Here is a 17228-nt window from a genome sequence, read left to right on the forward strand (position 1 = left end):
AGTGCACCGGACCCCGAGGGTGCGCCGGACCCCGAGGGCGCGCCGGACCCCGCCGGCCTCGCGCGGCTCGTCACCGCCGACGGCGCCCCGGGGCCCTGGCAGGAGATCGGACGTCCCGGTGAGCTGGACGCCAGCCGCTGGGAGACCGTCGACGGGCAGCTCCGGCGCCGCACCACCGACGCCGTCGCCCGCACCACCGCCGGCATCGCGCTGCTCCCACCCGGCGGCGGCGGAAATCTTCCCCCGGCCGGCCACATCGCCGCGCGACCTGACCGTTTCGAGATCCATGGCGGATCGACCCGGCTCACCACCGGCGGCTCCCCGGCACTGGTCGTGGGCCGCTTCGACGGGACGTCCCGCGAGCTGCCGGCCACCGAGGTGCCGGACTTCCTCGCCGCGCACGGCTGGGCGGGCCAACCACTCGTGATCGCCGACGACGCCCTCACCGCCGGGGAACACGCCTTCTGGGCCCAGGTCGGCGCCGCCACCGGCGCCTTCGTATTGGCGCCGTCCCCGGGCGCCACCCTGGAACACCTGCCCACCGGCGACCCGGCCATCCGGCAGGACACCACCCAGTGGGGCCGGCGGGAGTGGCAGGTGCTGCACCATCCCGCGGGCCGGCCGCTGCCCCTGGTCACCGACCCGATCGGCCGCCTGTGGCCACCCGGCGACCCCGTCTGGCTACCTCTGGCCGCCCATGGCCTCCTCTCGCCAGCCACGACAGACCTCGGCGACCTCGCCAGGGAAGCGATCAGGAACGACGACGGCAGCTACCCGCCCTCGGCTTTCATCCTGGACCTCCCCGTCCTCTCCGACGGCCAGCTCGGCCTCGCCTACGGCGACGGAACAGTCCGCCCCCTCACCCCGGACCGGATGCAGATTCTGATCGGCCAGGTACGGGCCACCCAGCGCGAACCTGTCAGCACCCTGGTCCTGTGGTCGCCACCGCCCCCCGCCACCGACGGCGCGGCCAACGCCACCTTCGACCAGGACATCCAGGCCCTCGCCGACGCCTTCAACCACCCCGTCGTCCGCACCCTGCCCGCTGGCTCAGCCGCCTCCGCCGGCTCAGCGGCTTCCCTCGCCTCCTCCGCACAGCAGATCGAGATCGTCCGCCCCAGGAGCCAGCGAGCCAGCCAGGACCGGCCAGATCTCCCGACCTACCTGACCGTGGGCAGCGACGGCAATCTGGCAGAGAGATCAGACAGGTACACCCCGCAGGCGTACGGCGACGGTTCGTACATGTTCGGATCGCACGCCACCGACGTGGGTACCGCGGCCGAGCTCGAGACCTGGGACTCCGGCCTCGCCGCCCTGGACACCGCCGCCGGCGCGCTGCCGCTGCTGGTCGTGCACACCGATGCCGCTGGAAACCCGTCCTGGGATCTCGAGAGACTCCGCACCCTCACCGCCGGGGAGGTCGCCGCCGTCGTCCGCGCCGACCGCGAGGCGCGGTGGCAGCTGGCCGGGCGCGACGCACAACGAGCCCGGCTCGACTCGCAGTTGGCCCAGCTCGATGCCGAGCTCGCCGCCGCACAGCAGGACCAGCCGTCGACGTCGGACACGTCCACACCGACACCGGGCACACCGGAGCCGGGCACACCGGAACCGGAGCCGGAGCCGGGACCCAACACACCGCTACCAGAGCCGGGATCGGGGTCGGGGCCGGTTCGGATGGTCACCATCCGAATCCTCACCCCCGAGGAGGAGAGGGCGTTCGAGGACTTCGCGCGAGAAGTCTCGGGACTCATCGGCGGCGACACGATCTACGTGGGTCACAACGCACGTCTGTCGCCCACCGCCCGTGACGTCATCGCCGACCGCTGGGTGCCGGTGACCGCGGCGCCACCGGACGCGACCCCGAGCGCCATCCCAAGCGCCATCACGAGCGCCACCCCGGGCACCACTCCGGACGTCACCCACGTCCGGGACAGCCTGACCGGGCGGCTCGTCCCGATCAGTGCGAGCCTGGACACCCCCGCGCTGGACTACACCGAGTGGTACCAGTTCGGCGCCTCGATCTCGGACGTCGCCGTGACGGTCCACTCCGACGAGCGGGGCGTCTACGCCATCGAACTGACCGACCCGTACGAATCCGCCGCCTCCCGGCGGGTCGTGGAGCGGGTCGACGGCGTGTTCCAGGTCTTGGTCGACGGCGACCGTGACCGGGTGACCGGGTGGCTGATCGAGATGGGTCCCGTCACCATCCCGCCGGAGCAGCTCGCGGGGCTCGTCCACCGGCACCTGCCGGACCCCGATGACGGGGTGTCCTTCACCGCCGTCGTGCTGGTGCCCCGCGAATCGCTGCCGCCGGCACTCGCGACGCCCTACCTCACCGCCTACCCGGTCCTGTTCGGGATGGAGCTGGACACGCCGGAGCGGACGATAAGGCTGGAGTTGCTGGCGGCGCACCTGCAACCGTCGTCGTCCACCCCCCTGTGGCAGCCGGTACCGCGACCCGCCCGGCTGCAGCCGAGGCGGCAGAACCTTCACCCGGTCTCGCTCGACCTGCATTCCACCGGCGACCTGACGCCAGCCGGCGACCTGCCCTCCGGCCTGGTGCAGGACGCCGAGAACGGCAGGTTCGTCGTCCTCGTCGGCAGCGCCCCCGACGGCAGACTGGTGCTGCGGGTGAACGGTGTGCTGGAGCCGGCCACCCCGCGGGTGGTCGTCCGCCTCATCGTCACGGGTGCCGAGAACCTCGGCGTGAGACCGACGCCGCGGATGCTGGCGATCTGGGCCCTGCCGCCCGCGGGCACCACCCCGAACACACCCCTGCCGCCCGGCGGCACCGGGCACCCCGCACACCCCGCGCAGCCTGAGCACACTCCGCCGCTGCCACCCGGCTACCTCGAACGACTCGATCGCTTCCGCCAGCGGGTCGCCGAACTGCTACCCCTCATCCCCGCCGCCACCACCCTGGCCAACCGGGAGCTCATCTACCCCGGCCCCGGCGGGATCGTCACCCTCCCCGACGGCTCCCAGGCCCGCGTCATCCCCGTCCCGACCGACCACTCCCACGACCAGGGCGGCCTCCTGAGCGCCATCCTCTCCAGCGCCGCCGCCCAACACCCCACATCACCCCTCGCCGGGATGCACCGACAGCTCGCCCTCGCCCCCGGACCAGTTCTCGCCCACCTGCGCGCCGCGCTCGCCGACATCCATCAGAATCTCGTCGCACCCCTCCTCCACCCCGACGACCCCCGCCCCGGAACCGACTTCCTCACTCACGCGGTGCTCCGGTACCTGAACGACGACGATGTCGCCGGCCTGCTCACGGACGGGACCACGGACAGCGGCGGGCCCGCGGAGACCGACGGTGGCACCGAGGACAGCGGCGGTACTGAGAACGGCGGCGGTACTGAGAACAGCGGCACAGATCTGCGCGGCTCTGTCGACGGCGGCACGGAAACCGGCGGCTCGGTGGACGGTGGCACCGCCCGCCCCGGTACGCCGGAAGGCGGCGACACGTCCGGGATGGCCGCGGCCCTGGCGGCCATCGAGGCATCCGTGGAGCGCGCCGGGCGGGCTGTCGCCGACGCCGCGGCCATGCTCGCCACGAGCCCCGCCCATCCCGCCTGGGACCGTCTCGAGACGCTGCTGTCCGGCCGCCGGGCGAGGCGTTTCGAACTGCTTGTGCTCCAGTCCCTGCGCGCCACCATGTACGAGCTCGGCGGACGCATGCCGACTGTGAGCGAGGTGGAGGCCCACGAACTCCGCGGCCCCGACCCGAGCCGCTGGCTGAGCGAGCGAGAGCTCCGGCAGATGCTCGTCGACGCCCTGGGAATACGGCTGGTGCTCCACACACCCGAATCGGCGCGGAGTGGAAGATTCGCCGAACCCGAGGAGGTCACCAGTGTGGCCGCCCCGTCCGAAACGGCCGAAGCACCCGAAGAGCTCGTGATCCACATCTTCCATGACGTCTACGCAGGGCGGTCACCCGGTTCCGACCGCTCCGGCGAATCCGGTGAATCGGACGCACCCAGTGAAGCGAGCGCACCCAGTGAATCGGGCGCGCCCAGCGAATCCAACGAATCGGATGCGCCCGGCGAATCGAGCGTGCCCGGCGGATCCGGCCGGTCCAGCAGTCCCAGCGGGTCGAGTGAGTCCGGCGAGTCCACCGAGTCCACCCAGTCCGGCGAGTCCACGTCCGCCGGCGTGTCCGTCCCCGACCCGTATCTCGCCCTGCACCCGCTCGGCGCGACGGCGCCCCCTCCGCTCCGGGACGCGCCGCTCACCCCCACCTCCACCACCGGCCCCGCGGAGGAGGGACTACGACTGCTGGGGGACTGGACCAGCGGACGTTTCCCGCCCCCCGGCTACGAGGAGGCGCCGGCCGGGCAGGGGACACAGACGGCGACCCAGCCCACGGACGAGCCGCGGACCGTCCGGCCGGGCGTCGTGGTGAACTCGGCCCGGGGCACCGTCTTCACCCCCCGGACCGCCGGCATCGCCGCCGGCATCCAACCCAGCCGTCTGATCACCACCGTGTTCCTGCCCCGCACCGCGGACGGCCGGATCGGCCTACCCGACCCGGCCGAGCGGACCAGCCCGGCCGGCGCCACCGCCTCCGAAGCGCTCACCCCGGAAACCCTGCGGGAGCTGCTCGAGCAGGCCGGCTGGCGCGGCGGCCCCGTCCAGCTCTGGCTGCCCGCCGTCGACCCGACCGACGACCTCGAACCAGCCCACGACGAGGCCCTCGCGGCCCAGACCGCCGAGTTCGCCGACAGCCTGCGCACGGAGATCTGGACGCCGAACCCCGCCGCCGCGCCGCGCGTCGAGGACGGCCTCCTGCGCGTCGACACCCGGATCCCGCAGGCCTGGAACGTCACCGTGCCCCGCCCCCCGGCGGCCGGCGGCGCACCGGTCATCACCCCGCCGACCTGGCTGGCCCAGTCCGCCGTCGGCGACGGAGCCCTCGGCCCGGGGGCGACCGCCGGCCCCGCGCCCGGGCAGGGCGGTCTCGTGCGCTGGCCCGGCGGCATGGCCTCGATGACCCTCGACGAGTACCTCACCGCGCTCCCGGCGCTGCGCGAGCTGGCCCAGGCCGGGCCCACCCCGGGCCTGTTCGACGTCATCCTGCCGGACACCACCGAAGGCCCCCGGCGGCGCTCACCCGACGGGACACTCGAACAGCTACCCGTCCAGCGCCGCGAACTCGCCGCCTGGCTGCGCGGCGGCGGCTGGCTGGAAGGCGACGACCTGCGGATCTGGTTCCGCGGTGGTCCCGGTGACGCCCGGGAGACACTGCTGGACCTGGCGGAGCTCAACTACACCGAGAACATCGAGATCCTGATGCCCGCCGCCGGCAGCCGGCCCTCCTTCCACACCCCCGGCGGGGCGCCGGTCCCCGCCGGCCCGCCGCGGCTCGTCACCGGCGACGGCACCCCAGGCCGCTGGCAGGAGATCGGGCGTCCCGGTGAGCTGGGCGCGAGCCGCTGGGAGACCGTCGGCGGCCGGCTCCGGCGCCGCACCACCGACGCGGTCGCCCGCACCACCGCGGGCATCGTGCTGCTCGCACCCGGCAGACGCACGGCACTGCCCAGGCCCGATCGTCTCTCCACCCGAACCGACCGGTTCGAGATCCAGGAAGCATCAGTCCAGCTCACCGCCGCCGGTACCGCGGTGCTGGTCATCGGCCGCTTCGACGGGACGTCCTATGAACTGCCCGCCGTGGACGTGCCCGCCTTCCTGACCGCGCACGGCTGGGCCGGCCAGCCACTCGTGATCGCCGACGACACCCTCACGGACGAGGGACGCGCTTTCTGGGCCCAGGTCGGCGCCGCCGCCGGCGCCTTCGTCTTCGCGCCGCCCCCGGGCGAGACGCTGGGCATCCGACCCGGCGGCGACCCGAGCCTGGTGATGCGCAGCGAACGGCACCCGGTCGCCTGGGAGGTGCTGCACCACCCCGAGGGCCGGCCGCCGCCACTGGTCACCGACCCGGTCGGCCGGCTGTGGCCGCCCGACTCCCCGGTCTGGATGCCGACGGTCACCCCGGGCCTGGCCTCACCGGCCACATCGAGTTTCACCACCCCCGTGCTGCGCGGCGGCTTCGCCTACCCACGCTCGGCCTTCGTGCTGGATCTCCCCGTGCTCCCCGACGGCCACCTCGGCCTCACCTACGGCGACGGAACAGTCCGCCCGATCACCCCGGACCGGACGCGGACGCTGACCGACCAGGTGCGGGCCACCCGGAACGAACCCGTCAGCACCCTGGTCCTGTGGTCGCCACCGCCCACCGCCACCGCCACCGACGGCACGGCCGACGCCGCCTTCAGCCAGGACGTCCAGGCACTGGCCGACGCGTCCGGTCTCGCCGTCGTGCGCATCCTCACCGGCACCGACCCCTACGCCGACGGCGGGATCCCCGGTGCCCTCACGTCCGTCTTCGGCATCCCCGACGGCGACTCCGTTCCGCTGACGATCGAGATCGTCCGCCCCCGGGGGCAGGAGGGCCTCCCGAGCTACCTGACGGTGGACAGCGGTGTCCTGACCGACGTGACCAGCAGGGACGTCCCGCGGGCGTATGACAACGGCTCGTACCTGTTCGGGTCGCACGCCACCCAGCCGGACATCGTCGCCGAGCTGGCGGCCTGGGATTTCGGTCTCTCCGTCCTGGAGACCGGCACCGGCATGCCGCCGCTGCTGGTCGTGCACACCGATGTCGCCGGAAATCCGTCCTGGGAGCTCGGGCGGCTGCGTGCGATCTCCGCCGGGGAGGTCGCCGCGGTCGTCCGAGCCGACCGTGGGACTCGCCGGCGACAGACGCAGCTCGATGCGCGGCAGGCCCGGCTTGATTCCGCACACGCACCGAGGCCGGGTAGACCGAGGCCGGGCGAACCGGAACTCGAACCGGAACTCGAACCGGGGCTGGAACCGGGGCTGGAAACCGCATCGGAGCCGGTGCCGGATCCGGTACCGAACGCATCGGTCCCGGACCCGGCACCGGAAACGCTTCGGATGGTCACCACCCGGATGCTCACTCCCGTGCAGGAAAGGGCGTTCGAGGCCTTCGCGCGAGAGGTCTCGGCACTGCTCGGCGGCGAGACGATCCATGTGGGTCACAACGCGCGCCCGGCACCCGCCAGCCGTGACGTCATCGCCGAACGCTGGGTGCCGATCGCCGCGACACGACCGGGCAGCACCCCGAACACCATCCCGAACGCCACCCACATCCAGGACGGCCTGACCGACCGGCTCGTCCCGATCAGCGCGGATCTGGGAATTCCATCGCTGGATTTCTCCGACTGGCAGCTGTCCGGGGCGTCGATCTCCGACGTCGCCGTGACGGTCTACTCCGACGAGCAGGGCGTCTACGCCATCGACCTCAGGAATCCGGACGAGGAACGCACCTCCCCGCGGGCCGTCGAACGGTCCGACGGGATATTCCAGGTGCTGGTCGACGGCGACCGGGACCAGGTGATCGTGCAGCTGGCGGAATTCGGCCCCGCAGCCATCCCGCCGGAGCAGCTCGCCGCGCTCGTCCAGCGGCATCTGCCCGGGCCGCGGGACGGTGTCACCTTCAACACCGTCGCACTGGTAACCCCCCGACCGCTACCGGCATCCTTCGGACCGCCCTACCTGACCGCGTTCCCCGTCCTGCTCAGGACGGAACTGGACCTACCGGTCCGGATTCGGCTGGACTACCAGCAGGATTCGGCGCCCGTCGCCCAGTGGCCGACGACGCCGAACCTCGACCAGACACAGCCGAGGCGAAGGAATCCCGAACATCCGGTCTCCCTCGACCTGCATTCCGAACGTTTCCCGACGCCCCGGCAGGATCTGCCTCCCGGCCTGGCACAGGATGCCGAGAACGGCAGGTTCGTCGTCCTGGTCGACAGCGCCGCCGACGGCAGGCTGATGGTGCGGGTACGCAACAGAGTCGAACCCGTCACTCCGCAGGTACTCGCCCGGCTCATCGTGACGACCGCCCACCGCGTCTACGGTGTGGAAATCACCCCGGATCAGCTGGCGATCTGGGTCTTCCCGCCCGCGGGCGTCACCCCGAACACTCCCCTGCCGCCCGATAGCCCCGCACAGTCCGGACACACCCCGTCGCTTCCGCCTGGTTACCTTGAGCGGCTCGACCGATTTCGCCTGGAAGTCGCCCGGTATCTGTCCGTCGCTCCCGAGGCGGGTGTGATCGCGCGGCCTGAACCGGTCTATTCCGGCCTGGGTGGGATCATCACTCTGCCGGATGGGACCCGGGCTCGTATCATGCCTGTTCCCACTGGTCATCCTCAGGATCGGGGTGGTCTTTTCGCCGCGGTTCTCGCGAGTGCCGCCGTGCAGCTTCCGGTGTCCGCGCTTGCCGCGATCCACCGTCATTTCCGGCAGGCGCCGGAGCTGGTTCTGGCGCGGTTGCGGGCTGCTCTCGCCGATGTCCATCAGAACGTGATCGCCCCGTTGCTGTCTCCCGGTGCCGTCCGTCCGGGGACGGATCTTCTTCGTGACCGGGTACTCGCCGTCCTGAGCGCGGATGAGCTGCGCGGTCTGACCACCGAGGACGGCGCTCCGGCCGCCGGGGATGGAGCTCCAGCCGGCGGGGTTGAAGGTGTGGTCGCGGTGCTCGCGTCCGATCCTTCTCACCCGGGCTGGGATCGGCTTGAAACGCTGCTTCTCGCGGGTGGGTATCCCGCCGAGGCGCTGATTCTCACGGTGACGATCCGTTCCGCCATGTGGGGGCTGGACGGTCGTGTGCCTACTGTGACGGAGCTGGAAGCGTCCGAGTTGCGGGTCGCTGGTCCGTATGGCGGGGGGTGGCTGGCTGCGGCCGGTTTCCTGGGTCTGGTCGCCGATGCTCTCGGGGTGCGGCTGGTACTGCACACGGCGGATTCGGTCAGTCAGGAACCGCCGGACCCGTTGCGGATCACCGGGCCGCTGGCCGCGGCATCCGAACCCCCCACCGCCCCGGCACCCGAAACACCCGCATCAGAAACACCCGCGGCCGCATCCGGAGCAGCCGAGGCCGCCCCGGCGCTCGAAACGGCCGAAACACCCGAAATTCATGTCTTCCTCGGCCAGGAATCCGGCCGGCCCGCCGACCTCACCTCCGACCCGGCCGACCACCAGTACTCCGCCCTGCGCCCACTCGGCGCCGACGACCCACCCCCACCAGCCGCGGTCGAGCCCGCGACACCGGCCGGCACGACACCCACCCCCGCGGACCAGGCACTCCGACAGCTCACAGCCTGGACCAACGAACGTTTCCCGCCCCCGCTACCCGCCCCCCACCGACCAGGCCGCACCCGTCGACCCGCCGGAGAACCGGTCGTCCCGCACCGCCGGACCGGAAAGCTCCACCGGCGCGACCGACAGCGCCCCGGGGGCTCAGCGCGAGAGCACCCCGGAGCCGCCGCGGGAGATCGCCAGCCAGCCTCGGCCGGAATCACCGCTCGCGCCGGACCACGTGGGCACCCTGCCTCCCGGTGTCCGCGTCGACGCCGGAAGGGGGGTGGTCTACACGGAGACGACGGCCCGGCAGGTCGGGCTCCTCACCCCCAGCACCTCCGTGATCACCTTGCTGCTCCCGCGCGCCGCGGACGGCCGCATCGCCCTGCCGGGCCCCGACGGCCCCGACGGCCCCGACGGCGCGATCAGCGACGAAGGATCGACTGAAGCGACGCCTGAGGCGGCACCCGAGACGGCGCTCGAGGCGCTGACGGTGGCCACCTTGCGTGAACTGCTGGCGGCTGCCGGCTGGCGGGGCGGACCGGTCCAGCTGCTGCCGATCGGCCCCCGGGCACAGACCCCGGAGCAGGCCGCCTCCTGGGACGAGGCCCTCACCAACCAGATGGAGGACTTCGCCGACAGCCTGCGTGCGGATTTCTACTCGCCCGACCCGGCCGCCCGGCCGCGGATCGACAACGGGCGCGTCCGGGTCAGCTCCAGCCTGCCGAACGGCTGGTTCCGGGCCGTGCCCCGCCGTCCGGAGAACGGCGGTGAACCGGTGGTGACGCCTCCCGGCTGGCTGCGGCCGGACGGCCTGGGCGGGCTCCGGCTGATCGGCGGCGGCACGGTGCACTGGCGCGGCGGAATGGCGTCGATGACTTTGAGTGAATACCTCGTGGCGCGCCCGACGCTTCAACAGATGGCACAGGCGGAACCGGAGTCCACGCCGGCCCTGTTCGATCTCGTCCTGCCGATCAACGCCCAGGGCCCCGGGCGGGTGACGGACGCGGGCCGGGTCGGAGCGCTGCCGCGGGACCTGACCGACTGGTTGACACACGGTGGCTGGCAGCCGGGAACGGACCTGCGGATCTGGAGTGAGGGCGGACCCGGTGGCCTCCTCCCGGCGCTGCGGGACCTCGCGGCCGGCAACGGCATCGAGATCCTGATGCCCGCCGCGGGCGGCAGGCCCTCCTTCCGCGCCTTCGGCTGGAACGCCGACCGTGCCGCGGGCGGCCCGCCGCGGGTCGTCGGGGCGGACGGGTCGCCGGGCACCTGGCAGGAGCTGGGTCAGTACGGCGAGCTGGGCGTGAGCGGGTGGGAGTCCGTCGACGGCGGACTGCGGCGACGGACGTCCGACGCGGTGATCCGCACCCCGGCCGGAGTGATCCTGCTACCACCGGGCGGCCGCGGGCCACTGCTGACAATCGCCGCGCCCGGTGCGCCCGGTGCCCGGCCGGACCGGTTCGAGGTGCGCGGCGGCACCCTGCGGGTTCGGGCCGACGGTACGCCGGTCCTCGTCGTCGGCCGGTTCGACGGGACATCCCGCGAGCTGCCGGCCACCGAGATACCGGACTTCCTCACCGCGCTCGGGTGGACGGGCCAGCCACTGGTGATCGGAGACGACGGGCTGAGCCCCGCGCTGCGCGACCTGTGGGCCCAGGTCGGCGCCGCCGCCGGGACGTTCGTCTTCGCGCCACCCGCGACCGCCAGGTTGCTGACCTGGCCCGACGGCGCCCCGTTCCTGATTGGCAACGCGCTGGACCCAGACGCCCTGGACAGCCTCGAAGACCTCGCCGAGGGCGCCCTCACCACCCGCGACCTCGCGGGCTGGGAGCTTCTGCACAGCACGGAGGGTGTTCCGGCGCCGCTGGTGACCGACCCGTTCGGCCGGCTGTCGCCGCCGGACGCCCCGATGTTGCTGCCGATGACCTCGCCCGGCCTCGCCTCGTCGACCGCGCACGCCTTCGACGGCCTCGTCCTGGACTCGATGCTGCCCTACCCGGACTCGGTCTTCGCGCTGGATCTGCCGGTGCTGCCCGACGGCCGCCTCGGGCTGCTGTTCGGTGACGGCTCGGTGCGCCCGCTCGGCCCGGACCTCCTGCCCGTCCTGGTCGCCGCGGTGGCGGCGCGCCAGGATGGCCAGCCGGTGGCGGCGTTCGTGCTGTGGTCGCCTCCGCCTGGCTCCGACGGGCCGGCCGCCACCTTCGAACTGGCGGTCCAGAACCTCGCCGACGCGCTCGGGCGCCCCGTCGCACGCATCGACCGGGGGGCCGACCCGTTCGCCGAGCTGTACGTCCCGGGCGCGGCCGCCCGCCGGCCGGGCGCGCCGGGCACCCCGCGCAGCACACCGCACCTCACGATCGTCACGCCCCGTGGCTGGCGCGGCGCCCGGGCCGAGGGCCTCCCGACCGAGGTGCGGCTGGACGTCGACGGCTCCCTGGCCGAGACGGAGGTCGACGGCGACCCCGCCCCGCTCCCCATCGCTCCCGAGACACCCGCCGTTCTCGCGGTTCCCGAGGCACCCGCCGTTCCCGCGGCACCCGCCGCTTCCGCGGTTCCCGAGGCACCGGCCGCTCCCGCGACGGTCGCTGCTCCCGCGGTACCTCCCGTCCCCGCCCCCGCGGCCGGGACGGATCCGGAGCCCGCCGGCCCGGTGGAGGCGGTGCGCCCGCTGCCGCCGGGGGTCCAGGTCGATGCCACGCGGGGAACCGTCTTCACCGCGGAGACCGCGGAGCTCGCGGCCCGCCTCCGGCCCAGTGACCGGATCACCACTGTCTTCCTGCCCCGGGGCCGGGACGGCCGGATCGTGCTGCCCGTCCTGGACGTCATGCCCGGCCTGCCCGGCGTGGACGGCCTGGACGTCACTCCGGACATCCTGCGCGGACTGCTGGAGAACGCGGGCTGGCGCGGCGGCCCCGTCCAGCTCTGGGTGGCCCCGCTCTATCCGGACGACGTGGAGCGGGAGCGGGAGCGGGCGCTGCTGGGCCAGATGACCGAGTTCGCCGAAAGCCTGCGTGCGGAGTTCTGGGCACCCCACCCGGGCGGCCAGCCGCAGATCCAGGACGGCCGCCTCCGGGCGCGTACGCCGGCTGCCTGGCGGATGGCCAGGCCACAGACTGGCGACGCGTCGGTGGTCACCCCACCGACCTGGCTGATGACGAACGACCTCGGCTGGCTCGTGTTCGAGATCGGCGGGCCCGTGATCTGGCCCGGTGGCCTGGCCTCCCTCACCCTCGACGAGTACCTCGACGCACTCCCGGCGCTGCGCCTGCTGGCCCAGGCCGGGCCGACCCCGGGACTGTTCGACCTGGTCCTGCCGGACACCACCGGAACCGACGCCGCCGGCCCGCGACTGCGGTCCACCCGCGGCAACCTCGAGCCGCTGCCCGGACGTGCCAACCAGTTCGCCGCCTGGCTGAGAGACAACGGCTGGCGGGGCGACGACATCCGGATCTGGGCCGCGGGCGGTCCGGGTGACGCCAGAGCGACGTTGGCGACCCTGACGGACCGGCATCAGATCGAGATCCTGATGCCGGCCCCCGACAGCAGACCTTCCTTCCACCTTCCCCCGGGCGGGCCGGTCGCAGCCGGCTCTCCACATCTCGTCGTCACCACCGCCGGCGCGGGCACGACCGCCGGTGCGGGCAGGACCGCCGCCACAGGTTCCTGGGAGACGACAGGACGTGCCCGTGAACTGAACGCCAGCCGCTGGGAGACCGTCCAGGGCCGGCTCCGGCGGCGCACCACCGCCGCCGTCGCGCGCACCGCCGCCGGTGTCGTTCTCCTGTGGCCCGGGGGCGGCAATCTGCCCGCCCCGGCCGGGATCGCCGCGCGAACCGACCGGTTCGAGGTGCGGGGCGGATCAGTCCGGCGCGCCGGCGACGGCACCCCGATCCTGGAGGTCAGCTACTTCGACGGGAGCAGGGAGGAACTGCCAGCCGTCGCCGTACCCGCCTTCCTGACCGCGCACGGCTGGGAAGGCCAGCCACTCGTGATCGTGACCGACGACCCGACAGGCGAGGAGCGCGACTTCTGGGCCCAGGTCGGCGCCGCCGCGGGCGTCTTCGTCTTCGGACCGCCGGACGACACGACCCTGCTGCTCCGGCTCGGGGGTGACCCGAGCTACGTGACCGGCTTCCCGCCCCGGCCGGCACCCTGGCAGGTGCTGCACCACCCGGAGGGCCAGCCGGTACCGCTGGTCACCGACCCGATCGGCCGGCTCTCACCACCGGGCGCCCCGGTCTGGATGCCAATGGCCTTCCACGGCCTCGCCTCACCGGCCACACCGGAGGTGAACCCTGCCGCCGGCAGGACCGATCTTCCCTATCCGCGCTCGGCGTTCGTTCTCGATCTCCCCGTCCTCCCCGACGGCCACCTCGGCCTCACCCACAGCGACGGGACGGTCCACCGCCTCGTCCCGGACCTGATGCCAGCGCTGATCGAGCAGGTGGCAGCCGCCCAGCGTGAGCCGATCAGCGCGCTGGTGCTCTGGTCGCCGCCGCCCACGGCCGACGAAGCCACGGCGGTCTTCGCCGCGGATGTCCAGGCGCTCGCCGAGGCGTTCCGCCGCCCGGTCGCCCGCATCCGCTCCGACGCCGCGCCGTTCGGTCCGCACGAGGTACCGGGCCGCGCCCAGCGACGGCCCCGCACCGCCAGCCCCGGGCGGAGCGGCTCGCCCACCCCGGATCTCGAGATCGTCGCACCCCGGCACCACCCCCCCGCCCAGGTGACGGTGAGCGTCCAGGGCATCCTGACCGAGGCGACCAGCACGGACGTCCCGCGGGCCTACGGCAACGGCTCGTACATGTTCGGGTCGCACGCCACCCAGCCCGCCACCGCCACCGAGCTGGAGGTCTGGGATACCGGCCTCGCCGCGCTGGAGACCGCGATCGGCATACCGCCGTTGCTGGTGGTGCACACCGACTTCGCCGGACATCCGTCCTGGGAGCCCGACCGCCTCCGCGCGATCACCGCCGGGGAGGTCGCCGCCGTCGTCCGCGCCGACCGTGAGACACGCCGGCGACAGGTCCAGCTCGAGGCGCGACAGGCGCAGCCGGGCACACCGGTTCCGGGGCCGGGGCTGGAGTCGGGGCTGGCGCCGGGGCGGAACACGCCGGTACCGGAGCCGCCGCCGGAAACGATTCGGATGGTCACCACCCGGACGCTCACTCCCGTGCAGGAAAGGGCGTTCGAGGCCTTCGCGCGCGAGGTCTCGGTGCTGCTCGGCGGCGAGACGATCTACGTGGGTCACAACGCGCGTCCGGTGCCCGCCGAACGTGACGTCATCGCGGACCGCTGGGCGCGGGTGGTGGCGACGTCACCGGACGTCACCCCGAACACCACCCCGAACGCTACCCACCTGCAGGACAGCCTGACCGGCCGGGTGGTCCCGATCAGCACCGGCCTGGAGCTCCCGAACCTGGACTTCTCCGACTGGTACCTGGCCGGCGCGTCCGTCTCCGACATCCCCGTGACGGTCTACTCCGATGAGCGGGGCGTCTACGCCATCGATCTGACCGACCCCATCGGCGACCGCACCCCGCCCCGGGCTGTGGAACGGGTCGACGGTGTGTTCCAGGTGCTGGTCAACGGCGACCTCGGCCAGGTGACCGTGCGGCTCGACGAGCACGGCCCCGTCCTCCTCCCGCCGGAACAGCTCGCCGCCCTCATCCAGCGCCATCTACCGAGCACCGGGGATGCCGTGGCCTTCAGCAGCATCGCGCTGGTGACACCGCAGCCGATGCCGTCGCCCCGGCAGCGTCCGCTGAACACGTTCCCGGTCCTGCTCTCGATCGAGTTGGACCTGCCGGTGCGGACGCGAGCCTCGGCGCGGTCTCCCGTCCACGAGTGGCCGCTGGCACCCGTCCCCGACCCGCCCGGGCCGGCGGGTGGGGGGGTCGGCCATCCGGTCTCCCTCGATCTGCGTTCCACCGGCGACCCGATACCGCCGAGCGACCTGCCCCCCGGCCTGACACGGGATGCCGAGAACGGCAGGTTCGTCGTCCTGGTCGACAGCGCCGCCGACGGCAGACCGGTGCTGCGCGTCAACGATCGGGCGGATCCCGTTGTGCCGCAGGCGTTGGCACGTTTCATCGTGACGGCCGCACACCGTGTCCACGGTGTGGAAATCACCCCGGATCAGCTGGCGATCTGGGTCGTCCCGCCCGCGGGTGTCACCCCGAACACGCCCCTGCCGCCGCCCGCCCGGACCACGCACCCCGAGAACGGCTCGACCACGCCGACATCGCCCGAGGACGCCTCGGCCACATCCGCGTCGCCCGACGGCGCCACGTACCCCCAGGACACCTCGACCGCACACCCGCCCGCCGGCGATTCCGCGCCGCCCGGGCCCGCCCCGTCGCTTCCGCCTGGTTACCTTGAGCGGCTCGACCGATTCCGCCTGGAAGTCGCCCGGAACCTGCCACTCGCCCCCGAAGCAGCCGTGATCGCGCGGCCTGAGCCCCCTTATGCCGGCCCCGGTGGGATCATCACCCTCCCGGACGGGACCCGGGCCCGCATCATGCCCGTCCCCACCGGTCACCCCCAGGACCAGGGCGGTCTTTTCGCCGCCGTTCTCGCGAGTGCCGCCGTTCAGCTTCCCGCGTCCGTACTCGCGCAGATCCACCGTCATTTCCTGCAGGCACCGGAGCCGGTTCTGGCCCGGCTGCGGGCTGCTCTCGCCGACGTCCATCAGAACGCGATCGCACCGTTGCTGCACCCCGGCGCCACCCGCCCGGGGACCGATCTTCTCCGGGACCGGGTACTCGCCGCCCTGAGCCCCGACGAGCTGCGCAGTCTGACCACCGGGGACGGCGCACCGGCCACCGAGACCGAAGGCGTCGTCGCGGCTCTCGCGTCCGACCCGTCTCACCCGGACTGGGATCGACTCGAAACGCTACTTCTCGCGGGCGGACATCCCGCCGAAGCGCTCATCCTCGCGGTGACGATCCGTTCCGCCCTGCGGGGGCCGGACGGTCGTGTGCCCACAGTGACCGAGCTGGAAGCGGCCGAGCTGCGGGCCGCCGGTCCCTATGGCGGAGGGTGGCAGGCCGCGGCCGGTTTCCTGCACATGATCGCGGACGGGCTCGGAGTGCGGCTGGTACTGCACACCGCGGATTCGGTCAGTCAGGAACCGCCGGTCCCGCTGCGGATCACCGGCCCGCTGACCGCGGCATCCGAACCCGCGCCCACAGCCACACCCGCACCTGGAACCTCCACATCCGCACCTGGAACAGCCGAGGCCGTTCCGGCAGTCGAAACAACCGGGACAACAGGGACTGCCGGAACGCCGGAAGTCCATGTCTTCCTCGGCCAGGAATCCGGCCGGCCGGCCGACCTCACCTCCGACCCGGCCGACCACCAGTACTCCGCGCTGCGCCCGCTCGGCGCCGACGACCCGCCCCCACCGGCCGCGGTCGAGCCCGCGACACCGCCAGACACGGCACCCACCCCCGAGGACCAGGCACTCCGCCAGCTCACAGCCTGGACCAACGAACGTTTCCCACCCCCCGCCTACCCGACCCCAGCCAACCAGGCCGCACCAGCCGACCAGATCGACGCCACCGAGTCCCGATCCGGGAGTACTGGCCAGCCCCCGGTCGAGAGCACCGCCGGAGCGCAGCCCGGAAGCCCTGTCGGGCCGCAGCCCGGAAGCGCCGGCCAGTCAGTACCCGAAATCGCCGACCGTCCCGCGGATGCACCGCAACCGTCGGCGCCGCGGACTCCGGGAGAACCCGATGTGCCCCCGGCGCCCCCGGTGCCCGGGGACTCCGGCCCACTGCCCGAATCCCCGGCGTCGCAGTCCCCGCCGCCCGTCTCCCGCACCGGATCCGGAGAGATCGTCGTCGGTGACCGCCAGTTCAGGCCGGTCCCGATCACCGACGACGGCGGCTTCTTCACGGCACTGATCACAAGCGTGCTCAGCCAGCGCCCGGGCACCTCGCTCGACAACACGACTCCGACAGACCTGCGCGAACGCCTGTTCCGCTGGTTTGCGGGAGGAACCGGAAGGTCACTGCGGGCACAGCTGGACGACCCGGTGAACGGAAGCCACCGCG

At 73.1% G+C, this 17228-nt stretch carries 1 protein-coding gene (only partly in view); it reads left to right on the forward strand.

What is annotated here, in order from left to right:
- Positions 1 to 9618 carry the 3' portion of a hypothetical protein gene (locus ACG83_RS45200; RefSeq protein WP_054564278.1) on the forward strand. It extends 891 nt beyond the left edge of the window, so the window shows 9618 of its 10509 coding nt (coding positions 892-10509); its start codon lies off the left edge, out of view; the stop codon is at positions 9616 to 9618.
- The last annotated feature ends 7610 nt before the right edge of the window (positions 9619 to 17228 follow it).

This window comes from Frankia sp. R43 (assembly GCF_001306465.1).
Taxonomy (GTDB): domain Bacteria; phylum Actinomycetota; class Actinomycetes; order Frankiales; family Frankiaceae; genus Parafrankia; species Parafrankia irregularis.